The following is a 20,776-nucleotide window of genomic DNA, read 5'->3' on the forward strand; positions in this document are numbered from 1 at the left end:
GCGTGCCTTCATGCCTGCTGGCCCAGCGCCGCTTCGGCCGGCGTACGGGGGAAAGCCAGGGCGGCGACGAAGGTCAGCGCCGCGATCGCGCCCAGGATCAGGTACAACCCGGCCAGGCCCTGGCGCGGCTCCACCAGGGCGATCAGCGGAATCGCCGTGGCGCTGGCACCGAACGACAGGCAGTAACGCAGGGCGAACACCCGGGCCTGCCACTGGGGGGCGACGAAGTTGGCGACCATCGCATCGTTGACCGTGACCTGGCCGAACACCACGAACATGAACGCCGCGCCCAGCACAATCACATTCCAGCCCTCAGCATGGGCCAGCGCCAGCAACAACGGCCCCTGGAACAGGGTCATGGCGATGAATGGCCATTTCAGGCTGAAGCGATGCAACAGCCGGCCCATGGTCAACTGCGCCACCGCGCCGAAGGCGTAGGCCAGGCTCACCACCAGCCCCAGGGTCTGCGGCGAGGTGAAGACGTCCAGCAAGCGCTCCTGGAACAGTTTCGGATAGGTCATGGTGGTGGCGTTGAACACCACGCCGCCGGTGGCCGTGGCCAGCGCCAGGACAGCGAACACCAGGAACATCGAGATCTGCTGCCCGCCTTGCCCCTTGAGCGGCGCATGGGCCCGGGCCGGGATCGGCTCCTCACGCACCTGCCAGGCAAAGCCGATACCCAGCACGATCGCCACGGCCCCTGGCAGGATGAATGCCGAACGCCAGCCGAAGCGGGCCACCAGGAAGCCGGTGAGCAGCGCCGAGAAGGCCACCCCGAGGTTGCCCCACATGCCGTTGATACCGATCTCGCGCCCACGGTTGCGGGCGTAGGCCACTAGCATCGCCGTGCCCACCGGGTGATAGATGGCGGCGAAGACCCCCATCAGGGTCAGGCCCAGGGTCAACGTTGCCGGGTTGTTGCTCAGGCCCGTGAGGATCGAGGAACCACCGATGCCGAAGAAGAACAGCATCATCATGCGTCGGCGGCTCCAGTGGTCGCCCAGCCAGCCGGCCGGCAGCGAACAGGCGCCGAAGGCGATGAAACCACCCAGGGACAAGCCGATCAGCGCGGCATAGTCCATGGCGAAGGCCTGGGTCATGCCCAGTACCGCCGCCGGGTAGATCAGCATGAACATGTGGTCGATGACATGGGCGGCATTGACGTAGCGGATGACATTTCGGGCTTGATTCATGGCGGCACGCTGCAGGTTGTGAAGGTGACGCCTATGCTAGGTTGGCGACAAACAGCATTCTGGACAACAAAGTCATCAAAACGGACATGTTAATCAGCCACTTCCAGCAGGGCCCGGTCAGCGCTTACTCCCGGGACTACGCCGATGCCGCGCACCAGCCGCTGCACTGCCATCACGAGGCGCAGTTCCTCTACGCCGCCTGCGGCACCATGCGCCTGGTGACCGCCCATGGCGCCTGGGTCATCCCTCCCACCCGCGCGGTATGGATCCCACCGCTGGTGGAGCATGAGATCTTCATGGCCGGGGAAGTGCGCATGCGCACGCTGTTCATCGCCGCCGAGCTCTGCCCGGCATCCTTGCAACAGTGCTGCGTACTGGCGGTCACGCCGCTGTTGCGGGAATTGATCCTGCGCGCGGTGCAAGGCCCGAAGCAGGCCCGCAACCCGCTGATCCAGCAGCTGATGCTGGAGGAGATCGCCGGCCTGGAGAACCTGCCGCTGCATATCCCGATGCCCCAGGACCGGCGCCTGCAAGCCATCTGCCTGGCCCTGCTGCGCACTCCCGACCATTGCTACACCCTGGAGGATTGGGCACAGCAGGTGGGCGCCAGCTCACGGACCCTGGCGCGGCTGTTCCAGCAGCAGGTGCGGATGAATTTCAATGCCTGGCGCCAACAGTTGCGCCTGATGGAAGCCCTGCCACGCCTGCTCGCCGGGGAAAGCGTGCACAGCGTGGCCGACTCACTGGGCTATGGCAGCGCCCGGGCCTTCAGCGCCATGTTCCAGCGCTTGCTCGGGGATACGCCACGGCATTACGTGGCGTCCCTGAACCAGCTCAGTGCCCTCAATGCATCTCGGTGAAGGCCAGCTTGACGCCGATGGCGATCAGCACCGCGCCCATGGTGCGATCGAACCAATGGCCCATGCGGGCGAAGCCGGCACGCACCCGTTGCTGGCTGAACAGCATGGCCACCAGGCAGAACCACAGGGCCGTGGCCGCCGCCAGGTAGACCCCGTAGCCGGCCTGGATCGCCAGCGGGGTATGGGGGTTGATCACCACGGTGAACAGCGAGAGGAAAAACAGGGTCGCCTTGGGATTCAGGCCATTGGTGACGAAACCTGAAGCGAAGGCCCCGCGGGCAGTGCGCACGCCGGCCTCCTTGTGCAGGTCGTCCGTGGCCGGCTTGGCTGGCTGGGCACGCAGGGCCTTGTAGCCGATGTACAGCAGGTAGGCGGCGGCCAGCCACTTCAGGGCGTTGAACAGCACGATGGACTGGGAAACGATCAGGCCAATCCCCAGCAACGAATACCCCACGTGCAGGAAGATCGCCGACCCCACTCCCAGGGCGGTCCAGGTGCCGGCGCGACGACCATGGGTCACGCTTTCGCGCACCACCACGGCAAAGTCCGGGCCGGGGCTGGCCACCGCCAGCAGATGGATGAGGGCAACGGTCAAGAACTCGGTGAGGTACATGCTGGCTCCTGTATATGTCTAATTATTTCATCTGTTAGGCTCGGCAGATTACGCCTTGGTTTCCTCGCACGAAAGGTACAGTTCATGACCGACAATCGCCGCGCCGTCTTCCTCGATCACCGTTCGTTGGACCTGGGTGACCTGGATCTGGGGGCGCTGCATGCCAGCTTCAGTCCCTTGCAGTTGCATGCCCATACGTCCCCGGAACAGGTGGCCGAGCGCCTGCAAGGAGCCCGGGTAGCCATCAGCAACAAGGTGGCGATCAACGCCCAGGCCCTGGCCGCCTGCCCCGACCTGCGACTGATCCTGGTGACGGCCACCGGCACCAACAACATCGACCTGGAAGCCGCCCGGCGCCAGGGCATCACCGTCAGCAACTGCCAGGGCTACGGCACGCCGTCGGTGGCCCAGCACACCCTGATGCTGCTGCTCAACCTGGCGACACGGGTCGCCGATTATCAACAGGCCGTGGCTGCCGGACGCTGGCAGCAGGCCAGCCAGTTCTGCCTGCTGGATTTCCCGATCATGGAGCTGGCGGGCAAGACCCTGGGCCTGCTGGGCCATGGCGAGCTGGGCGGCGCGGTAGCACGCCTGGCCGAGGCCTTCGGCATGCGCGTGGTCCTGGGACAGATTCCCGGACGCCCGCTGCGCGCCGATCGCCTGCCCCTGGACGAACTGCTGCCCCAGGTGGACGCCCTGACCCTGCACTGCCCGCTCAACGAACACACCCGCAACTTGATCGGCGCCCGTGAGCTGGCGCAGCTCAAGCCCGGGGCCCTGGTGATCAACACTGCCCGCGGTGGGCTGATCGACGAACAGGCCCTGGCCGACGCCCTGCGCAGCGGTCACCTGGGTGGCGCGGCCACCGACGTCCTGAGCGTCGAACCGCCGGTCAACGGCAACCCCTTGCTGGAAGCCGATATCCCGCGCCTGATCGTGACTCCGCACAACGCCTGGGGCAGCCGCGAAGCCCGCCAGCGCATCGTCGGCCAACTGGTGGAAAATGCCCGGGCTTTCTTCAATGGTGAACCGCTGCGGGTCGTGAATTGATAGACTGCGCCACTTTTTCAGGTGCGGACGATGGATATACGCAGCGAAATACTCTTACGCCAGGCCGAGCTGTTCCAGGGCCCGGTACTGCTGGCCGGCCTGAGCGCCGATGACCTGCTCGGTCGCCTGCCGGCCGCCCAGGGCTGGAGCTGGCACGCCGGCGACCACACAGCGCTGCAGGCCCGCTTCCCGGAGCGCTGCCATTTCGGGGTGAGCGCCCCGGACAGCGCCTTCGACAGCGCCGTGCTGTTCCTGCCCAAGTCCAAGGACCTGGCCCACTACCTGCTCAACGCCCTGGCCTCGCGCCTGGCCGGACGCGAGCTGTACCTGGTGGGGGAAAAACGCGCCGGCGTGGAAAGTACCGCCAAGCAACTCGCCGCTTTCGGCAAGCCGCGCAAGCTCGATAGCGCCAGGCATTGCCAGCTGTGGCAAGTCACGGTGAGCAACGCCCCCGAACCCGTGGCCCTGCAGAGCCTGGCCCAGGAGTACCTGTTGCCATTGGCCGAAGGGCCGCTGAAGGTCGTCAGCCTGCCCGGCGTGTTCAGCCATGGCCGCCTGGATCGCGGCACCGCGCTGCTGCTCGAGCACCTGGACCATTTGCCCGCCGGCCACCTGCTGGATTTCGGTTGCGGCGCCGGGGTGCTGGGGGCGACGGTCAAGCGCCGCTATCCGCAAACCCGCGTGACCCTGTTGGACGTGGACGCCTTCGCCGCCCAGAGCAGCCGCCTGACCCTGGCCGCCAATGGCCTGGAAGGCGAAGTCCTGACCGGGGACGGTATCGATGCCGCGCCCATGGGCTTGAACTGCATCCTGACCAACCCACCGTTCCATACCGGGGTCCACACCGACTACCAGGCCACGGAAAACCTGCTGAGAAAATCCAGGGAACATCTAGAAAAAGGCGGCGAACTGCGGGTAGTCGCCAACAGTTTCCTGCGCTATCAGCCACTGATCGAGGAGCACCTGGGGCCCTGCGCGATCAAGGCCGAAGGCGATGGTTTCCGCATCTATCGGGCCAAGCGCGGCTGAGCGTCTTTTTCACAAACAAGGCTTGCCGAAAGGATTTTGCCTAGGCAGAATCCGCTCCGTCCTAGGGGAGTAGTCTCCCACGAGCGCCACGCTCGTCCGGCATGCGTCAACATACTTGGTCCACAGACCATGGCGCATGCGACCCAAGAGTCCGCACAGACGGGCTGCCGGGTTTGACAAGACCTATGACACGCACACCTTACCCGGGGCGGGAAGGCTGTACGTGTCATAGCCGTGTCGACCCGCCCCTTAGGAAAACCCTGATGCTGGACTCCCTGCTCGTTCCCACCGCAATCGTTGCCTTGGCCGAAATCGGCGACAAGACGCAACTCCTTGCCCTGATCCTGGCTGCGCGCTTTCGCAAACCCTGGCCGATCATCGCCGGCATCGTCGCCGCGACCCTGGCCAACCATGCCGCCGCCGGTGCGGTAGGTGCCTGGTTCGGCAGCTTCTTCTCGGATGCGACCCTGCACTGGATCCTCGCCGCCAGCTTCACCGCCACCGCGCTGTGGACCCTGGTGCCGGACAAGATGGACGATGACGAAGCCACCACCGCGCGCAAGTTCGGGCCTTTCCTGACGACCCTGATCGCCTTCTTCCTGGCCGAGATCGGCGACAAGACCCAGGTCGCCACGGTCATGCTGGCTGCTCAGTATCCGGAATTGTGGCTGGTGATCATCGGCACCACCCTGGGCATGCTGATCGCCAACGTGCCAGTGGTGCTTGCCGGTAATTTCGCCGCGGACAAACTGCCACTGACCCTGATCCGGCGCCTGGCGGCATCGGCGTTCTTCATCCTGGCCCTGGTCGCGGTGTACAAGGCCATGCAGAGCAGCGGCTGGCTGTAAACGAAATCGCCGGCAAGGCAGCCCCCGTTGCGGGAACGCCTTGCCGGCGAATGCATCATCGGATGACGCGGTGGATCAGGGCTTCTTGGCCTGCTGGTACAGCGGCATCACCTTGGGAATCGCCGCCTGCAACGAAGCGATACGGCTGGTGGAAGCCGGGTGAGTACTCATGAACTCGGGCGGCGCGGAACCACCGGCAGCCTGGCCCATCTTGTTCCACAGGGTAATGGCCGCGTTCGGGTTGTAGCCGGCGCGAGCCGCCAGCTCCAGGCCGATCAGGTCCGCCTCGTTCTCGTTCTCGCGGCTGTTGGGCAGGGTCATCAACAGGTTGACGCCGTTGTCGCCCAGGGCAACCGCCTGCTGAGAAACACCGAACAGGGTCGCGATCTGCTTGCCGGCACCCAGCGCGTACTGCTTGGACATCGCCTCGCGACCGTGCTCACGCAGGGCGTGGGCGATCTCGTGGCCCATCACCGCGGCGATCTCATCGTCGGTCAGTTTCAACTGCTCGATCAGGCCGGAGTAGAAAATGATCTTGCCGCCAGGACCGCAGTTGGCGTTGAGCTCATCGCTCTTGATCAGGTTGACTTCCCATTTCCACTGCGCGCAGTCCGGACGGAAATTCGGGGCCTGGGCAATCAGGCGGTTGGCGATGACCTGCAGGCGCTTGGCGTTGGCACTGGTCTTGTCCAGCGCGCCCTGGCTGCTGGCCTCGCTCAGGGTCTCCTGGTAGGACTGTGCGTAGGACTGGTTGACCTCGGCACTGGATACCATGCTGAACATGGACTGTTTGCGGTCCACGCCCACTACACCTGCGTTGGTGGTGTTGACCGTCTCGCAACCACTGAGCAATACCGCGGCGCTCAGCGCACATACAACCAATGACTTCTTCTTCATGAAAACCTCCCTGAAAACATGGCGCGTATCCTAAGGGCGAGTTGGTATCCGCGCCAGATGCAAAATGGCTTTTTGCTCGCAATTGGGACACAGGCCAGCGCTGCAGGAAAAAATTCATCTTGTCCCCAGGGTCCGTGGCATCTGGAATATCACCTTGCCACTAGCGACATCCGCCTCTTGCGCCGCGTCATTTGTGCAATCAGGGCTAATGACCCATGGGGCTGCGGCCGATACAGCACGGCAGACCTCAATTCCTGCGCCCGGAGCCTCTATGAAGTTCAAGTCGATCCAGTTTTCGGTGGCCGCACTGGCCGGAGCCATCGTCCTCAGCGTGGTTGCAGCCCTGGTGCTGTATGCCCTGTTCTCCGGCGCCAGGACCCAGCAAATGGTGCAACAAAGGACCCAGGCCCAGTTCGAGCAAGTCATCGAGCAGCGCTTGAGCGGCCTGGCGCAGACCCAGGTCAGCCAGATCCAGCGGGAACTGGAGGCGCCGCTGCTGATTGCCGCCGGCCTGGTGCGGGTCAACGCGCTGATGGGCAGCCGGGATGCCCAGGGCCAGGCGCAACTGAACCTGAGCCGCGAACAGTTGATCGCCCTGATCAAGGAAAACGTCACCCAGAACCCGAAGATCCTCGGCGCCTATATAGGCTGGGAACCCAACGCCATCGACCACAACGACGGAGCCTACGTCGGCACCAGCGTGGTCGGCATCGATGCCGCCACCGGCCGCTTCCTGCCCTGGTGGTTCCGCAACCAGGATTCCAGCCTGGGCCTGGACAAACTGGCCGACGTCAACGACCGGACCCTGCTGTCCACCGGGGTGCGGACCAGCGAGTACTACCTGTGCTCCAAGGACAACCTCAAGCCCTGCGTGATCGACCCGGCCCCTTACAAGGTCGGCGACAAGGTGGTGATGCTCGCCTCCTTCATCCAGCCCGTCCTGCTGGGCGGCAAGTTCCAGGGCATCGTCGGTGCCGACCTGTCGGTGAACTTCATCCAGGACATGCTGGTGGACGCCAACCAGAAGCTCTATGGCGGCGCCGGCGAGATGGCCCTGATCGGCGGCAACGCGCGCCTGGTGGCCTATACCAGGGATCCCGGCAAGTTCGGCGAGAAGGTCAGCGACGTACTCAACAGCGATACCGTCGCCAAGCTGTCCAGCCTCAAGCGCGGCGAAGTGACTTATGACATCGACCAGGCCAACGGCAAGATCGCCCTCTACCTGCCCTTCGGCATCGGCCAGACCGATGCCCAGTGGACCCTGATGCTGCAGTTGCCCCTGGGCGCGGTAATGGCCGACCTGGACAAGCTCCAGGGCGACCTGGCCGAACAGCGCCAGGCCGACACTTTCGGCATGGCCATGGTCGGCCTAGTGATCGCCGGCGTCGGCCTGCTGGTGATCTGGCTGGTGGGCCACGGCATCGCCCGGCCACTGCGACAGATGGTGGCGATGCTCGACGATATCGCCCAGGGCGAAGGCGACCTGACTCGCCGCCTGAGCAGCGACCGGGCCGATGAACTGGGCTCGATCGCCAAGGGCTTCAATACCTTCCTGGCCAAGTTGCAGGCGATGATCGGCCAGGTGGTGACGTCGGTGCAGAGTGTCAGCGACTCTTCGGAGCACACCGCCGATATCGCCATCCGCACCAACCAGGGCGTACACAAGCAGATGGTGGAAATCGACCAGGTGGCCACTGCGGTGCACGAGATGACCGCCACCGCCCAGGATGTGGCACGCAACGCGACCCAGGCCGCGCAAGCGGCCAGTCACGCCGACCAGGCCGCCAGCCAGGGCATGCAGGTGGTGCGGGACACCTCCAGTGCCATCGCCGCCCTGGCCGAAGAGATCGGTCGCGCGGTGACCGTGGTGCAAACCCTGGCCAAGGACAGCGAGAACATCAACGCCATCCTCATCGCCATCCGCGGGATCGCCGAACAGACCAACCTGCTGGCCCTCAACGCCGCGATCGAGGCCGCCCGTGCCGGCGAACAAGGCCGCGGCTTCGCGGTGGTCGCCGACGAGGTGCGCAACCTGGCGCAGAAGACCCAGCAGGCCACCGAGGAAATCCAGTCGATGATCCAGCAGCTGCAGCAAGGTACCCGGGAAGTGGTGCGGGTCATGGAGGACAGCCAGCACAAGACCGACCAGAGCGTGGAGCATGCGGCCAAGGCGGCCCAGGCCCTGGAGACCATCACCCAGGCGGTCTCGGTGATCAACGACATGAACACCCAGATCGCCAGCGCCGCCGAGGAACAGAGCGCGGTGGCCGAGGATATCAACCGCAACGTGATCAACATCGGCCAGGTGGCCAACGAAGTGGCTGGCGGGGCCGACGAGTCCAGCGCCGCCAGTGCCGGCCTGACCAAGCTGGCCGAACAGCAACGGCGCCTGATCAACCAGTTCAAGGTCTGAGCGGCGAGATGCCTCGCCCCGGCCTCAGGCGGGGGTCAGGCACTCCGGCCCGTTGAGCTTGGGATCGTTGACCAGGTTGGCCAGGACCCGCTCGCGCAAGGCCGCGGGCGGGCGGGCCAGCAAGGCGTGCAAGACATGCAGGGGAGTCTGCGGATCCAGCCAGGCATCCTGGCCGGCAGCGTCGAGGATCAGCGGGCGGCGCAGGGTAGAAGCCGCCTGGGTCACCACCGCGGTACTCAGCCAGACCTGCTCCTGGACCGGATAGGCCTCCCAGATCGCAGCGAAGAAAATCGACGAGCCCTCCCCCGGGGTCAGCCAATAAGGACGCTTGCGGCTACCCCCGCGCCATTCATAGAAACCGTTGGCCGGCAGCAGGCAACGCCGTTCGCGAAACGCCTGGCGGAACATCGGCTGCTCGGCCAGGGTTTCCGCCCGGGCGTGGGCCGGGGTACGGGACAGGTCGGTCAACCAGGCCGGGGTCAAGCCCCAGCGAGCCCTGGCCAGGGTGCGCTGGTCGCTCTCCAGGCGCTGGATCAGTACCGAATCATTCGGCGAAATGTTCCATTGGGCCCGCTGGTCCGCGGGAAATCCCGGCAAGGCCGCGAAGGCGGGGTTCCAGCGAAACAGGGCATAACGTCCACACATGGGGTAATACGACTCTCGACAAATCGGCGCTCAGCCTAACAGACCAGCACGCCGGCAAAACCCTCCGGCTCTTCGAAGGGCAACGGCAGGGCGGCATTGTACGCAGCGATCAGTTCCCGCGCGCGCTGCGCCTCGTGGTTTTCCACCGACAGCGCCAGCAGCCCGAAGAGCGGCAATTCCCCCGCCCCGCCCAACAAATCGCGCCCCTGCAGGTGCGCCTCGATGCCCTCGCTGGCCAACATGCGCTGGAGCAGCTCGCCTTCCATCAGATTTTCCGGCTCGTAGATACGCAGCATAAAGACCACTCCCCCGGCTCAATCGTTTTCCGCGTGCACCTCGAGCATCCATTCCCGACCATCGGTCTGCAGCGTGAACACGATGGGCCGGCAGCAAACCGGGCAGTCCTCGATATAGGTCTGGTCGCCAGCGGACAGGTCCAGCACCGCTTCCGCCTGTTCGCCGCAGTAAGGACATTGATAATGGTCGGTTTCCAGCATCGCGGTCTCCCGAGTGACTTATGCGTATAATCGCCGGTCTATTTGCAGGGCTTTTAATGCTTGAGCTGAATTTTCAGACCGCGCCCGGCTTTTTTTCGATCCGAACCTTCTTCTTACCCTAGCCGTTTCCAACAAGAGAGCATGATGGGCGAATTCGATGCCATCCGACCTTACCACGACAGCGAAGTACCAGCGGTGCTGGCCCGGCTGCTCAGCGACAAGGCATTCCTAGATATCCTCACCCACTTTCGCTTCCCGCGTTTTGCCAACACTTTCGGTTGGCTGCTCAAGCCCCTGATCGCCCACCGCCTGCGCCGCGAATTCGCCGGGATCAGCTCGGTGGCGACCTTGCAGGACAAGGTCGAGTTCTATGTCGACCACACCATCGAACGCGCCACCGACGGCGTGACCTATACCGGCGTCGAGCAGTTCCGCTCGGGCACCGCCTACGTATTCCTGGCCAACCATCGCGATATCGTCATGGACCCGGCCTTCGTCAACTACGCGATCTACCACGCCGGGCTGCCGACCCCGCGCATCGCCATCGGCGACAACCTGTTGCAGAAGCCGTTCGTCAGCGACCTGATGCGCCTGAACAAGAGCTTCATCGTCCACCGTTCCCTCAGCGGGCGGAAGGAAAAGCTCGCCGCGTACCAGCTGTTGTCGGCCTATATCAATCACTCGATCCGCAACGACGGCCAGTCGATCTGGATCGCCCAGGCCGAAGGCCGGGCCAAGGACGGCGACGACCGTACCGAGTCGGCGATCCTGAAGATGTTCCACATGAGCCGCAAGGACGAACCGTTCGGAGAGGTGATCCAGTCACTGAACCTGACGCCGGTGTCCATCAGCTACGAATACGATCCTTGCGACCAGGCCAAGGCCCGGGAACTGTATATCCGCGCCACCACCGGCAGCTACACCAAGGCGCCGGGGGAAGACGACGTGAGCATCGCCAAGGGCATCACCGGCTACAAGGGCCGGGTCCACGTGAACTTCGCCGCACCCATCAGCGAAAAGTTCGAAGATACCAAGCAACTGGCCATGGAAATGGATCGGCAGATCCTCGGCGGCTACCGGCTGTTCCCGGTGCACTACCTGGCCTATGCCCAGTGGAGCGATGCCGATCCACAGTTGCAGGTGCCCAGCGCCGCCGAGGTGTTCCCGGCCCAGGAGCTGGCCAAGGCCGAGCAGGAATGGCAGCGTCGCCTGCAAGAATGCCCGCCGGAGCATCGCCCCTACCTGGTGCTGCAGTATGCGACCCCGGTCCGCAACCAGTATCGGGTCAAGGCCGGCCTGGCGCTGTAGAGCCCGGGCTGCTAAAGCACAACGGCGCCCGCGGGCGCCGTTGTCGTATCCGTGGCCCGGTGGACGATCAGAACCGCGTGCTGATCCAGGACACCAGCAAGGCCAGTACCAGGCAGGCGAAACCGAAACGATAAAAGAAGCGGTTGATGCGCAGGGTGGCGGGATCGAGCATCAGCATGGGCTGGTCCACCGCTCGCTCTTCGGTCTGGGTCGCCAGGTTGGCCAGGGCCCGCTGCTCGCGGCGACGAGTGGCGTGTAGCAGCCAGCTGCCCGGGCAGGCCAATAGCAGGGCGAACAGGTTGATCAGCTTGCCGGGGTGGGCATTGAACATCGACCAGAACATTTGCAACGACATCATGAACCTCGAAAAAGACCGGTGTTCGGGCCGTCGAGTGCGCCCGCGGCGCGGATTCTACTCAATCCCCGGGCGGCCCCGCGGACCTTTCCGACCAGTAACGAGGCGCCGGGCAATTAATTTAGATCGTCATCTTTTCGTCATCTGAACAAGCCAGTCTGTCGCCCCTCGAAGACCCACGGAGCTTGTCATGTTGCATGCAGAAAACCAGGACCGCCTCTACCTGATCGCCCCTAGCGAGGAACAGCAGGCGCTGGTCGGAGCCCTGGCCTTCAACGTCCAGGATCGTCATTGGCTGGTGTATTGCGCCCTGGGCGGGCATCAACACGCGGACTTGCCGGAGACCGACCTGCTGACCGGTGTCAGCGTGCTGGACTTCTACGTCGAAGCGGCATGAAGCATTGCCCGACAGGCAATGAAAAAGCCCGGCGTCCAATGGACCCGGGCTTTTTTGCATCAGTCAGCTTATCGCGTCAAACAAGACCCAGCCTGCGACGGCAGCTACAGGATGCGCATCACTCGCCGAGGATCTGGCCGATGCTCGGATCCTTGAACAGGCGGGTCAGCGCGTCGCTCAGTACATCGCCCACCAGCTTGGTATTGGTGTCCTGGTTCGGCGCCATGCCGAAGCGCTGGTCCAGGGAAGCACCATAGCGGCCGCTGTAGCGGCGGTTGGCGTTCTGCACGTCGGAGCGGAAGGTCGCACCGATGGTCGCCTCGGTCACGTACATGCCTTCCTTGGGCGATTGATACTTGAGTTCGGCCAGCGTCACGGTCAACTGGGGCGCATGGCTACCACCGGCAGTCGGGGTGAAGCCCAGCAGGCGCACCGCGGCCTCGGCCTGGGCCTGTAGCTTGGGCAGGATCTGCGCGCCCTGCACGGTGATCGAACTGGTTTCAGGGTACAGCCCGCCACGGGTTCCCAGCACAGGGGACGAACGGCCGTCGACCACCCTCACCACCACCGGCTGGCCATGACCCACCGGCGCCAGCTGGGAGGTGAGCTTGGGCTCCGGAGTGAGTTGTTGCGGGCTGTGGGCGCAGCCTGCCAGCGACAGGCTGGCCACAGTGATCAAACCGAACAACAGGCGTTGCAACATGCTCATTTCTCCAGGAATCAGGCACAAACAGGCCCGCAGTATAGCGGTGCACGACAGCGGCAAACCAGCATTGCCGGGGGACTTGAATCATCACTCGGACAGGTCCCGTACAAGCAGGTTCCTGTAACCTGCCGTTCACTGGCAATACACGATGATGTAACGGCTCGGCGGCATGCTTATCGTCAATGACACACTAGGTGCCTGGTCATGAAGTTCCTTCGCTCCCTGTTCGCTCCACGCCATGAGTTCCGTAGCTACGCCCTGCTGGATTGCCAGGGCCGCTGCCAGGCATTTCGCCACAGTCTCGTGGCACCGGTCGGCGACGGCTGGGTGGAGATCCAGGAGATTCGCCTGAACTGGCTGCACCAGATGCTGCCCGCCAGCGCCCGTGTAAGCCCGAGCGGCGTGGTCACCGGGGCGCGACCGATACTGGCCACCTGACCAAAAGCCTAATAAAAGTCGCGAAACAGGATCATTTCTGCACATTTCTTCGTTACAATCTCCCCCCGATTATAAGGACGTCTCCTGATCGGGCCTCGCAGTACCGCCAACGCCACTGCCTTGGCACCCCGCACCGCCCACAGAGAGCCGCCCACACAGATCGAGTGAAGCTGGCGTGCTTGCTGTTGTCCCACCTTGCAACCCTCCACTTTTCACGAATCTGCAGAGCTGCCATTGCTCGGACACTTATGCTGTTCGCCCGTCGTGCCCGCATGCCCCTGTCATGCCGGTACCACCGCTCGGGCCAGGTGCCAGGCCGAGGCAGCCCTTTTTTGAGGTTCACGTCTTCAAAAGAGCGTGAAAAAACGGGTTTTCACTACTTCACAAGAGTGTGGCGAGCAAATGAATAGTTTTGCGTCTGAACTGGCACCATTAGCCTCTACAACAGCCCGATTACACAGGTCCGAGCGCTCCTCGAGAGCTGAAGCTTGAAGCCTGTCCGCTGACGGATTTGGTTGCACTGGCGGATGTATCGACCATAAGTCGAATTGCCCCGAGGTTCATCGAGATGCGTTCATATGCACCTTGAGGCCCGGTTGGTAGCGTCCGCAGAAGTTGCAAAGAATTGCGAAGACTCGGACATGGCAATCCTGGCCATGGGTAACCTGGGGCACCACGTGAATCGCCCCGTCACTCCTGGCAGCCATGCCGTCAATTTGGTGCTGCAGATTTTGGAGACGCGTTAATGGCGCATAACGAAGCAGTAGACGTTGTATTGGTCGGGGCCGGCATCATGAGTGCCACCCTCGCTGTACTGCTCAAGGAGCTCGACCCCGCGATCAAGCTGGAAGTCGTCGAGCTGATGGATTCGGGTGCCGCGGAGAGTTCCAACCCTTGGAACAACGCCGGTACCGGCCACGCTGGCCTCTGTGAGCTGAACTACACGCCACAGGCCGCCGATGGCAGCATCGATATCAAGAAAGCCGTGCACATCAACACCCAGTTCGAGGTGTCGAAGCAGTTCTGGTCCTACCTGACCCGCAAAGGCACCTTCGGCTCGTCCAGGTCCTTCATCAATCCGGTGCCGCACCTGAGCTTCGTCCAGGGCGACAAGGGTGTCGCCTACCTCAAGAAGCGCCATGAAGTGCTGAGCCAGCACCACGCCTTCGCGGACATGGAGTACACCGAGGACAAGGCCAAGATGGCCGAGTGGATGCCGCTGATGATGCCGGGCCGCCCGGCGGATGAAACCATCGCCGCCACCCGGGTCGTCAACGGTACAGACGTCAACTTCGGCGCCCTGACCAACCAGTTGCTCAAGCACCTGACCAGCGCCCCCGACGCCCAGGTCAAGTACTGCAAGCGCGTCACCGGCCTAAAGCGCAACAAGGCCAACGGCTGGACCGTGAGCATCAAGGACGTCAATAGCGGCAACACCCGCGAAGTCGACGCCAAGTTCGTCTTCCTCGGCGCCGGCGGCGCGGCCCTGCCGTTGCTGCAGGCTTCGGGCATCGAAGAGAGCAAGGGCTTCGGCGGTTTCCCGGTCAGCGGCCAGTGGCTGCGCTGCGACAACCCGGAAGTGGTCAAGCAGCACCAGGCCAAGGTCTACAGCCAGGCCGCCGTGGGTTCGCCACCGATGTCCGTACCGCACCTGGATACCCGTGTGGTCGATGGCAAGAAATCCCTGCTGTTCGGACCTTATGCCGGTTTCACCACCAAGTTCCTCAAGCACGGGTCGTTCCTGGACCTGCCGATGTCGGTTCGCGCCGGCAACATCGGCCCGATGCTGGCCGTGGCACGCGACAACATGGACCTGACCAAGTACCTGGTCAGCGAAGTCATGCAGTCCATGGAGCAGCGCCTGGAATCCCTGCGTCGGTTCTATCCTGAAGCCAAGGCCGAGGACTGGCGCCTGGAAGTGGCCGGCCAGCGGGTGCAGATCATCAAGAAGGATCCGAAGAAAGGCGGCATCCTGCAGTTCGGCACCGAATTGGTGGCGGCCAAGGACGGTACCCTGGCCGCCCTGCTGGGCGCTTCGCCAGGCGCATCGGTGACCGTATCGATCATGCTGGAGCTGATCGAACGCTGCTTCCCGGCCAAGACCAGCGGCGAATGGGCTGCCAAGCTCAAGGAAATCTTCCCGGCGCGGGAAAAGGTCCTGGCCACCGACGCTGCGCTGTATCGCAAGATCAACAGCGAGAACAACCTGAGCCTGGAGTTGGTAGAGCCAAGCAAGGAAACCGAAAGCTACGCTTGATCCATGCCCATGAAAAACGCCCCGTCCTTTGCAGGACGGGGCGTTTTTTTATGCCTGGCCAATAGCTCCGGCAAACCGGACACAGCGCAATCAGCCGCGGGCCTTGTCCACCAGTTCGATGTAGTCGGCGCCATTGCGCTGGTCACGGATCAGCTCGACGAAGGTCTTGCCCTGCTCGTCCCGGCCGTCCAGGTCGTAACCGGCGGCGACGAAAAAGCCCAGGAAGCGCTCGAAGTCATCGATACGCAGGCCGCGATAGGCCTTGATCAGCTTGTGCAGGGACGGCGAGGTGGCATCGGCCGGTTCGAAATCGAGGAACAACTTGACCTGCTCATCACCGATCTCGTCACCAATCACTTGTTTCTTATCTTTACGCATCGCCGACTCCAGCTCGCAGACATTTCACAGGGCCGGCAGTTTACCTCCTGCCCGCCTCCAGCCTCAACGCGGACGCACGCTGCCAGTATGCAGGTCGGCCCAGATGTGGCCGTTGGCATAGCTGAGGAACTGGCAATACACGATGTCGTTGCGCAGCAGGTCCATCACCGCCCGGTACTGGGCCAGCGGGTAATAAAGGGTCAGGGTTCGGCCCTGGGCATCGTATTGCGGCTTTTTCAGGCTTTTGCTTTCACCATCGAAGTTGACCAGTACCTGGCTGATGGTGGCGCCCTTGTTCAGGGGCTTGCCCTTGAGCCGCACCCAAACCGGCGAGGTCACTGGAATCGGCTGCTGGTTGGACTGGCGCTGGCTGCCGATGACCACCGAATATTCGGTGACCTGTAGCAGTTGCTGCTGTTCAGGCACCGCATCGCGCAGGGTCAGGTCGTCCGGCGGCAGGAACTGCCCGTGCAAGGGCGCCGGGGCGGCCGCCAGGGGCAGGCTCAAGCTCAGAAGAAGGACTGCGCTACTGCGAATCAACAGGCTCATGACAGGCTCCAGGCAAGGGCCGAGCACTCTAGCACGGCTTTCCCTGGATATTGCAGCCACCAGGCGGCCATCAATGCCGAAGGCGGCGTCCCCCGGGGAAAGCGCCGCCTTCAGTGATTCCCCCCTGGCACGATCGCGGGCGGGTCAGTCGAACTGCGCGCGCATCCAGGCCAGGTACTCGGCTACGCCGGGCTCGCCTTCGCGGGGCGCCCAGGTCGCTTGTTCGTTCGCATTCAACGCACGATAAGGCCCGGCCTTGCATTCGAACATCAGGCTGTCGGGTTCCAGGGCCACCAGGCCATGGAACACTCCAGCCGGTAGATCCACACCAACGCAGTCGCCGCCGGCCTGCAGCTCGCGCTTGTCCTGGAGCTGGCCGGCCTCGTCGAAGACCAACAGGCCCAGGCGGCCCTTGAGCACCAGCAAGGTCTCGGCCTTGTCGGCACTCAGGTGGCGATGCGGCGGGATATAGGTCGAGGGCTGCAACCCCACCGCCAGGCGATGGCAGGGCTCTTCCATGGCATGGAAGTTGTGGTGCTGGCGACCACGGGGGTTGGCCGCGGCCTTCTCTGCCAGGTCGCTGAACAACGCTTGATCGAGAAAGCTCGGGCCGGCCATGCCTTACAGGCCCTTCACGGCATAGATGCCGGCGGCGTTGCGCCAGTAGCCCTTGTAGTCCATGCCGTAGCCGAAGACATAACGGTCGACGCAGGGCAGGCCCATGTAGTCGGCCTTGAGGTCGGGACGGGCCTTGCGGTCATGGTCCTTGTCGATCAGTACCGCGGTATGCACGGCGCGGGCGCCGGCATGGTGGCAGAAATCGATGATGGCGGTCAGGGTGTGCCCTTCGTCGAGGATGTCATCGATGATCAGCACGTCGCGGTCGATGAAGGAGATTTCCGGCTTGGATTTCCAGAACAGCTCGCCACCGCTGGTTCCGTTGCGATACCGGGTCGCATGCAGATAGGAGGCTTCCAGGGGAAAACGCAGGTGCGTCAGCAACTTGCCAGCGAAGATCAGCCCGCCGTTCATGACACAGAACACCACCGGATTACGCTCAGCCAGTTCTTCAGTGATTTGTGCACCGATCCGGGCGATGGCCGCCTCGACTTCAGCTTCGGTGTACAGGCAGTCAGCCTCGCGCATGATTTGACGGATATGCTCGAGATCAGCGGACATGGCGCTCTCCAAGGGGTGGCAGTTTCGGAAAAGCGGGCAAAGGTACGCATCCGGCCCGGCCAGATCAAGCGTTTCTGGACTAACGTACTTTATGTCTATAGGACATCAACCCCGGATAGATTAATCTAGGCCGTTTTTTTTGCCCGCCGCCGGAGCCTTTCCCTATGCCCATCCATGAGATCCGCCATCCGCTGATCCGTCATAAACTTGGCCTTATGCGCCGCGCAGACATTAGCACGAAGAATTTTCGCGAACTCGCTCAGGAAGTCGGCGCCCTGCTGACGTACGAAGCCACCAAGGACCTGCCCCTGGAAAGCTATGAGATTCCAGGCTGGTGCGGCCCCGTCCAGGTGGAAAAGATCGCCGGCAAGAAGATCACCGTAGTGCCGATCCTGCGCGCCGGCATCGGCATGCTCGAAGGCGTGCTGAGCCTGATCCCGGGCGCCAAGGTCAGCGCCGTGGGCGTGGCCCGCAACGAGGAAACCCTGCAGGCCCACACCTACCTGGAAAAACTGGTACCGGAAATCGACGAGCGCCTGGCGATGATCATCGACCCGATGCTGGCGACCGGCAGCTCCATGGTCGCCACCATCGACCTTTTGAAGAAAGCCGGTTGCCGGGACATCCGCGCCATGGTCCTGGTGGCCGCTCCCGAAGGCATCGCCGTTGTCCAGCAGGCCCACCCGGACGTGACCATCTACACCGCGTCCATCGATCAGAAACTCAATGAGCATGGCTACATCATTCCTGGCCTGGGTGATGCCGGAGACAAGATCTTCGGCACCAAGCAGAAGGACTCCTGATCATGCAGGACGAGTTCAACGATCCGCTGTGGCGCCAGGTGCTGTCTGGCGCCCAGATGCTCTTCGTAGCCTTTGGCGCCTTGGTGTTGATGCCGCTGATCACCGGTCTTGACCCCAACGTGGCGCTGTTCACGGCGGGTCTTGGGACTCTGTTGTTCCAACTGGCCACCGGTCGCCAGGTACCGGTGTTCCTGGCTTCGAGCTTCGCCTTCATTACCCCGATCATCCTCGCCAAGGGCCAGTTCGGCCTGGCCGCGACCATGGGTGGGGTGATGGCGGCAGGCTTCGTCTATACCTTCCTCGGCCTGGCGGTGAAGATCAAAGGCACCGGTTTCATCGACCGCCTGCTGCCGCCGGTGGTCATCGGCCCGGTGATCATCTCCATCGGCCTGGCCATGGCTCCCATCGCCGCCAACATGGCCATGGGCAAGGCCGGCGACGGCAGCGAGCTGATCCATTACCAGACCGCCATGATGATCTCGATGCCGGCGTTGCTCACCACCCTGGTGGTGGCGGTGTTCGGCAAGGGGATCTTCCGGCTGGTACCGATCATTTCCGGGGTGCTGGTGGGCTTTGCCCTGTCGTTCTACTTCGGCGTAGTGGATACCGCCAAGATCGCCGCCGCCCCGTGGCTGGCGTTGCCGCATTTCACGGCGCCGGAGTTCAACTGGCAGGCGATCCTGTTCATCGTTCCGGTGGCCTTGGCCCCGGCCATCGAGCATATCGGCGGGGTGATCGCGGTAGGCAGCGTGACCGGTCGCGACTACCTGAAGAAGCCCGGCCTGCACCGCACCTTGTTCGGTGACGGCATCGCCACCACCGCTGCCGGCCTGTTCGGCGGTCCGCCCAATACCACCTACGCCGAAGTGACCGGCGCGGTGATGCTGACCAAGAACTACAACCCGAAGATCATGACCTGGGCCGCGGTCTTCGCCATAGCCCTGGCCTTCATCGGCAAGTTCGGTGCATTGCTGCAAAGCATCCCGGTGCCGGTGATGGGCGGGATCCTCTGCCTGCTGTTCGGTTCGATCGCCGCCGTGGGCATGAACACCCTGATTCGCCACAGGATCGATCTGGGCGAGGCGCGCAACCTGGTGATCGTCTCGGTGACCCTGGTGTTCGGTATCGGCGGGATGCTGGTGGGTAGCGGTACCGGGCAGGATGACTTCGGCCTCAAGGGCATCGCCCTGTGCGCCATCGTCGCCATCGCCCTGAACCTGATACTGCCAGGCAACGACGGCTGGAAGAACAAGAAGTCCGACGACCCCCTGATCTGAAAACACCTTCGCCGGCCGGTCCCCCAGGAACCGGTCCGGCGAAACCTTCTATAGCGCCAAGGGTGCCCGCAGGCACAAGGCGTTCAAGGCCTGGGCCCATTGCGGGTCGTCATTCAGGCACGGAACCAGCACCAGGTCCTCCCCCCCCGCCGCCCGAAACTGCTCACGTCCACGATCACCGATCTCTTCCAGGGTCTCGATGCAATCGGCGACGAAGGCCGGGCACATCACCAGCAATTTCTTCACGCCCTGCTTCGCCAGCTCATCCAACCGAGCCTCGGTATAGGGCTCGATCCACTTGGCCCGTCCCAGGCGCGACTGGAACGACACCGACCACTGCTCGTCGGCCAGCCCCATTTGCCGGGCGAAGGCCTTGGCGGTACGGAAGCACTGGCCGCGGTAACACTTGCCGAGCACCTGCGGCGAGGCATCCTGGCAGCAATCACCGGCGCCCTCCAGGCTATGCCCTGGATTGAGCTTCTGCAGGTGGCGCTCGGGCAAGCCGTGGAAACTCAGCAGCAGGTGATCGAAGGGTTGCTCCAGGTGCGGCCTGACGCTGGCGACCAGGGCATCGATGTACTCGGGTTCATCGTAGAAGGGCTGCAACACACTGAGCTGCACATCCAGGCGCCGTTCGCGTATCACCCGCCGCGCCTCTTCGACCACCGTGGTCACGGTGCTGTCGGCGAACTGTGGATAAAGCGGTGCCAGGGTGATCTTGCGCTGCCCCCGGGCCACCAATTTCAGCAGCACCGACTCGATCGATGGCTCGCCGTAGCGCATCGCCAACTCCACCGGCCCATGCTTCCATTGCTCGCTCATTGCCCGCTGCAGGCGCTGGCTGAGGACCACCAGGGGCGACCCCTCTTGCCACCAGATCGATTGGTAGGCATGGGCCGACTGGGCCGGGCGCTTGATCAGGATCAGCGACACCAAAAGACGCCGCACCGGCCAGGGCAGGTCGATCACATAAGGGTCCATGAGGAACTGATTGAGGTAGCTGCGCACATCCGCCACGGAGGTGGAGGCCGGTGAACCGAGATTGACCAGAAGCAACGCGTGATCGCTCATGCAACGTCCTATT

At 63.4% G+C, this 20,776-nt stretch carries 24 protein-coding genes, 1 pseudogene and 1 riboswitch; of the genes and pseudogenes, 12 read left to right on the forward strand and 13 right to left on the reverse strand.

What is annotated here, in order from left to right; all coding sequences use genetic code 11:
* Window positions 1–8: 8 nt before the first annotated feature.
* On the reverse strand, window positions 9–1,193 hold the full coding sequence (locus H7A76_RS21320; RefSeq protein ID WP_185700327.1) for an MFS transporter: 1,185 nt from the start codon (window positions 1,191–1,193) through the stop codon (window positions 9–11).
* 86 nt (window positions 1,194–1,279) lie between these two features.
* Between H7A76_RS21320 and H7A76_RS21325 the strand changes: the two genes are divergently transcribed.
* Window positions 1,280–2,053, forward strand: coding sequence for an AraC family transcriptional regulator (locus H7A76_RS21325; RefSeq protein ID WP_185700328.1), 774 nt, complete (start codon window positions 1,280–1,282; stop codon window positions 2,051–2,053).
* On the opposite strand, the gene H7A76_RS21330 is transcribed toward H7A76_RS21325, so the two are convergent.
* Complete coding sequence (locus H7A76_RS21330; RefSeq protein WP_185700329.1) at window positions 2,037–2,666, reverse strand: LysE family translocator; 630 nt, start codon at window positions 2,664–2,666, stop codon at window positions 2,037–2,039. The genes H7A76_RS21325 and H7A76_RS21330 overlap by 17 nt on opposite strands.
* Window positions 2,667–2,750: 84 nt before the next feature.
* On the opposite strand from H7A76_RS21330, the gene H7A76_RS21335 reads away from it, so the two are divergent.
* The 3 genes from H7A76_RS21335 (at window position 2,751) to H7A76_RS21345 (ending at window position 5,593) form a co-directional block, all read left to right on the forward strand.
* The gene (locus H7A76_RS21335) at window positions 2,751–3,716 is read left to right on the forward strand and encodes a 2-hydroxyacid dehydrogenase (RefSeq protein ID WP_185700330.1); all 966 of its coding nucleotides are present in this window, start codon (window positions 2,751–2,753) and stop codon (window positions 3,714–3,716) included.
* 30 nt (window positions 3,717–3,746) lie between these two features.
* A complete protein-coding gene (locus tag H7A76_RS21340; protein WP_185700331.1) occupies window positions 3,747–4,745 on the forward strand; it encodes a class I SAM-dependent methyltransferase in 999 nt (332 codons plus the stop codon).
* A 52-nt stretch (window positions 4,746–4,797) separates the two neighbouring features.
* A riboswitch (yybP-ykoY riboswitch) is annotated at window positions 4,798–4,932 on the forward strand.
* A gap of 76 nt (window positions 4,933–5,008) precedes the next feature.
* Complete coding sequence (locus tag H7A76_RS21345) at window positions 5,009–5,593, forward strand: TMEM165/GDT1 family protein (RefSeq protein WP_185700332.1); 585 nt, start codon at window positions 5,009–5,011, stop codon at window positions 5,591–5,593.
* A 75-nt stretch (window positions 5,594–5,668) separates the two neighbouring features.
* Here H7A76_RS21345 and H7A76_RS21350 read toward each other — a convergent pair whose 3' ends face one another.
* Window positions 5,669–6,490 carry a M48 family metallopeptidase gene (locus H7A76_RS21350; RefSeq protein ID WP_185700333.1) on the reverse strand — a complete coding sequence of 274 codons (822 nt, stop codon included), beginning with the start codon at window positions 6,488–6,490 and terminating at the stop codon, window positions 5,669–5,671.
* Between the two features lie 1,360 nt (window positions 6,491–7,850).
* Here H7A76_RS21350 and H7A76_RS32850 point away from each other — a divergent pair.
* Both H7A76_RS32850 and H7A76_RS32855 read left to right on the forward strand, forming a co-directional pair.
* A pseudogene (locus H7A76_RS32850) lies at window positions 7,851–8,048 on the forward strand (HAMP domain-containing protein); the annotation flags it as partial.
* A 111-nt stretch (window positions 8,049–8,159) separates the two neighbouring features.
* A complete protein-coding gene (locus tag H7A76_RS32855; protein ID WP_409301539.1) occupies window positions 8,160–8,903 on the forward strand; it encodes a methyl-accepting chemotaxis protein in 744 nt (247 codons plus the stop codon).
* 24 nt (window positions 8,904–8,927) lie between these two features.
* Here the strand turns inward: H7A76_RS32855 and H7A76_RS21360 are convergent, their stop codons facing one another.
* Genes H7A76_RS21360 through H7A76_RS21370 form a run of 3 tightly spaced genes read right to left on the reverse strand, consistent with a single transcriptional unit; the run spans window position 8,928 to window position 10,045 of the window.
* The gene (locus H7A76_RS21360) at window positions 8,928–9,548 is read right to left on the reverse strand and encodes an SOS response-associated peptidase (protein ID WP_185700335.1); all 621 of its coding nucleotides are present in this window, start codon (window positions 9,546–9,548) and stop codon (window positions 8,928–8,930) included.
* A gap of 35 nt (window positions 9,549–9,583) precedes the next feature.
* Window positions 9,584–9,844, reverse strand: a complete 261-nt coding sequence (locus H7A76_RS21365; RefSeq protein WP_185700336.1) for a putative signal transducing protein — start codon at window positions 9,842–9,844, stop codon at window positions 9,584–9,586.
* Window positions 9,845–9,862: 18 nt separating this feature from the next.
* Window positions 9,863–10,045 carry a CPXCG motif-containing cysteine-rich protein gene (locus tag H7A76_RS21370; RefSeq protein WP_185700337.1) on the reverse strand — a complete coding sequence of 61 codons (183 nt, stop codon included), beginning with the start codon at window positions 10,043–10,045 and terminating at the stop codon, window positions 9,863–9,865.
* A gap of 141 nt (window positions 10,046–10,186) precedes the next feature.
* On the opposite strand from H7A76_RS21370, the gene H7A76_RS21375 reads away from it, so the two are divergent.
* A complete protein-coding gene (locus tag H7A76_RS21375) occupies window positions 10,187–11,353 on the forward strand; it encodes a 1-acyl-sn-glycerol-3-phosphate acyltransferase (RefSeq protein WP_185700338.1) in 1,167 nt (388 codons plus the stop codon).
* A 67-nt stretch (window positions 11,354–11,420) separates the two neighbouring features.
* On the opposite strand, the gene H7A76_RS21380 is transcribed toward H7A76_RS21375, so the two are convergent.
* Window positions 11,421–11,708 (reverse strand): hypothetical protein, encoded by a 288-nt coding sequence (locus H7A76_RS21380; protein ID WP_185700339.1) that lies wholly within the window; start codon window positions 11,706–11,708, stop codon window positions 11,421–11,423.
* Between the two features lie 190 nt (window positions 11,709–11,898).
* Here H7A76_RS21380 and H7A76_RS21385 point away from each other — a divergent pair, with 190 nt between their 5' ends.
* Entirely contained in the window at window positions 11,899–12,105 is a 207-nt protein-coding gene (locus tag H7A76_RS21385) for a hypothetical protein (protein WP_022640865.1), read from the forward strand.
* Window positions 12,106–12,223: 118 nt separating this feature from the next.
* Here H7A76_RS21385 and H7A76_RS21390 read toward each other — a convergent pair whose 3' ends face one another.
* Window positions 12,224–12,808 carry a YajG family lipoprotein gene (locus H7A76_RS21390; protein ID WP_185700340.1) on the reverse strand — a complete coding sequence of 195 codons (585 nt, stop codon included), beginning with the start codon at window positions 12,806–12,808 and terminating at the stop codon, window positions 12,224–12,226.
* 207 nt (window positions 12,809–13,015) lie between these two features.
* Here H7A76_RS21390 and H7A76_RS21395 point away from each other — a divergent pair, with 207 nt between their 5' ends.
* The gene (locus tag H7A76_RS21395; protein WP_185700341.1) at window positions 13,016–13,249 is read left to right on the forward strand and encodes a hypothetical protein; all 234 of its coding nucleotides are present in this window, start codon (window positions 13,016–13,018) and stop codon (window positions 13,247–13,249) included.
* 745 nt (window positions 13,250–13,994) lie between these two features.
* On the forward strand, window positions 13,995–15,506 hold the full coding sequence (mqo, locus tag H7A76_RS21400; protein ID WP_185700342.1) for a malate dehydrogenase (quinone): 1,512 nt from the start codon (window positions 13,995–13,997) through the stop codon (window positions 15,504–15,506).
* Between the two features lie 90 nt (window positions 15,507–15,596).
* Here mqo and H7A76_RS21405 read toward each other — a convergent pair whose 3' ends face one another.
* The 4 genes from H7A76_RS21405 to H7A76_RS21420 form a co-directional block, all read right to left on the reverse strand.
* Entirely contained in the window at window positions 15,597–15,884 is a 288-nt protein-coding gene (locus H7A76_RS21405) for a PA4642 family protein (protein ID WP_185700343.1), read from the reverse strand.
* Between the two features lie 63 nt (window positions 15,885–15,947).
* Window positions 15,948–16,433, reverse strand: coding sequence for a hypothetical protein (locus tag H7A76_RS21410; protein WP_185700344.1), 486 nt, complete (start codon window positions 16,431–16,433; stop codon window positions 15,948–15,950).
* 144 nt (window positions 16,434–16,577) lie between these two features.
* Window positions 16,578–17,051, reverse strand: a complete 474-nt coding sequence (locus tag H7A76_RS21415) for a WbuC family cupin fold metalloprotein (protein ID WP_022640871.1) — start codon at window positions 17,049–17,051, stop codon at window positions 16,578–16,580.
* Window positions 17,052–17,054: 3 nt separating this feature from the next.
* Window positions 17,055–17,612, reverse strand: coding sequence for a hypoxanthine-guanine phosphoribosyltransferase (locus tag H7A76_RS21420; RefSeq protein WP_152898373.1), 558 nt, complete (start codon window positions 17,610–17,612; stop codon window positions 17,055–17,057).
* A gap of 164 nt (window positions 17,613–17,776) precedes the next feature.
* On the opposite strand from H7A76_RS21420, the gene upp reads away from it, so the two are divergent.
* Complete coding sequence (upp, locus tag H7A76_RS21425) at window positions 17,777–18,415, forward strand: uracil phosphoribosyltransferase (protein WP_022640873.1); 639 nt, start codon at window positions 17,777–17,779, stop codon at window positions 18,413–18,415.
* A gap of 2 nt (window positions 18,416–18,417) precedes the next feature.
* Window positions 18,418–19,692: a uracil-xanthine permease family protein gene (locus H7A76_RS21430; RefSeq protein WP_185700345.1), complete on the forward strand. Its 1,275-nt coding sequence runs from the start codon at window positions 18,418–18,420 to the stop codon at window positions 19,690–19,692.
* 48 nt (window positions 19,693–19,740) lie between these two features.
* On the opposite strand, the gene hemH is transcribed toward H7A76_RS21430, so the two are convergent.
* Window positions 19,741–20,763 carry a ferrochelatase gene (gene hemH / locus H7A76_RS21435; protein ID WP_185700346.1) on the reverse strand — a complete coding sequence of 341 codons (1,023 nt, stop codon included), beginning with the start codon at window positions 20,761–20,763 and terminating at the stop codon, window positions 19,741–19,743.
* Between the last annotated feature and the right edge of the window lie 13 nt (window positions 20,764–20,776).

Origin of the sequence: Pseudomonas sp. MSSRFD41 (genome assembly GCF_014230245.1) — a bacterium.
In the GTDB taxonomy this organism is placed as follows: domain Bacteria; phylum Pseudomonadota; class Gammaproteobacteria; order Pseudomonadales; family Pseudomonadaceae; genus Aquipseudomonas; species Aquipseudomonas piscis.

Bases quoted from the DNA above. Each gene is read 5' to 3' on its own strand.
- H7A76_RS21405 (WP_185700343.1), bottom strand. From the start codon at position 15,884: ATGCGTAAAGATAAGAAACAAGTGATTGGTGACGAGATCGGTGATGAG.
- H7A76_RS21370 (WP_185700337.1), bottom strand. From the start codon at position 10,045: ATGCTGGAAACCGACCATTATCAATGTCCTTACTGCGGCGAACAGGCG.
- H7A76_RS21330 (WP_185700329.1), bottom strand. From the start codon at position 2,666: ATGTACCTCACCGAGTTCTTGACCGTTGCCCTCATCCATCTGCTGGCG.
- H7A76_RS21385 (WP_022640865.1), top strand. From the start codon at position 11,899: ATGTTGCATGCAGAAAACCAGGACCGCCTCTACCTGATCGCCCCTAGC.
- H7A76_RS21395 (WP_185700341.1), top strand. From the start codon at position 13,016: ATGAAGTTCCTTCGCTCCCTGTTCGCTCCACGCCATGAGTTCCGTAGC.
- H7A76_RS21340 (WP_185700331.1), top strand. From the start codon at position 3,747: ATGGATATACGCAGCGAAATACTCTTACGCCAGGCCGAGCTGTTCCAG.
- H7A76_RS21335 (WP_185700330.1), top strand. From the start codon at position 2,751: ATGACCGACAATCGCCGCGCCGTCTTCCTCGATCACCGTTCGTTGGAC.
- hemH (WP_185700346.1), bottom strand. From the start codon at position 20,763: ATGAGCGATCACGCGTTGCTTCTGGTCAATCTCGGTTCACCGGCCTCC.
- H7A76_RS21390 (WP_185700340.1), bottom strand. From the start codon at position 12,808: ATGTTGCAACGCCTGTTGTTCGGTTTGATCACTGTGGCCAGCCTGTCG.
- mqo (WP_185700342.1), top strand. From the start codon at position 13,995: ATGGCGCATAACGAAGCAGTAGACGTTGTATTGGTCGGGGCCGGCATC.
- H7A76_RS21380 (WP_185700339.1), bottom strand. From the start codon at position 11,708: ATGTCGTTGCAAATGTTCTGGTCGATGTTCAATGCCCACCCCGGCAAG.
- H7A76_RS21345 (WP_185700332.1), top strand. From the start codon at position 5,009: ATGCTGGACTCCCTGCTCGTTCCCACCGCAATCGTTGCCTTGGCCGAA.
- H7A76_RS21320 (WP_185700327.1), bottom strand. From the start codon at position 1,193: ATGAATCAAGCCCGAAATGTCATCCGCTACGTCAATGCCGCCCATGTC.
- H7A76_RS21325 (WP_185700328.1), top strand. From the start codon at position 1,280: ATGTTAATCAGCCACTTCCAGCAGGGCCCGGTCAGCGCTTACTCCCGG.
- H7A76_RS21350 (WP_185700333.1), bottom strand. From the start codon at position 6,490: ATGAAGAAGAAGTCATTGGTTGTATGTGCGCTGAGCGCCGCGGTATTG.
- upp (WP_022640873.1), top strand. From the start codon at position 17,777: ATGCCCATCCATGAGATCCGCCATCCGCTGATCCGTCATAAACTTGGC.
- H7A76_RS32855 (WP_409301539.1), top strand. From the start codon at position 8,160: ATGGTGGAAATCGACCAGGTGGCCACTGCGGTGCACGAGATGACCGCC.
- H7A76_RS21410 (WP_185700344.1), bottom strand. From the start codon at position 16,433: ATGAGCCTGTTGATTCGCAGTAGCGCAGTCCTTCTTCTGAGCTTGAGC.
- H7A76_RS21365 (WP_185700336.1), bottom strand. From the start codon at position 9,844: ATGCTGCGTATCTACGAGCCGGAAAATCTGATGGAAGGCGAGCTGCTC.
- H7A76_RS21430 (WP_185700345.1), top strand. From the start codon at position 18,418: ATGCAGGACGAGTTCAACGATCCGCTGTGGCGCCAGGTGCTGTCTGGC.
- H7A76_RS21360 (WP_185700335.1), bottom strand. From the start codon at position 9,548: ATGTGTGGACGTTATGCCCTGTTTCGCTGGAACCCCGCCTTCGCGGCC.
- H7A76_RS21375 (WP_185700338.1), top strand. From the start codon at position 10,187: ATGATGGGCGAATTCGATGCCATCCGACCTTACCACGACAGCGAAGTA.
- H7A76_RS21420 (WP_152898373.1), bottom strand. From the start codon at position 17,612: ATGTCCGCTGATCTCGAGCATATCCGTCAAATCATGCGCGAGGCTGAC.
- H7A76_RS21415 (WP_022640871.1), bottom strand. From the start codon at position 17,051: ATGGCCGGCCCGAGCTTTCTCGATCAAGCGTTGTTCAGCGACCTGGCA.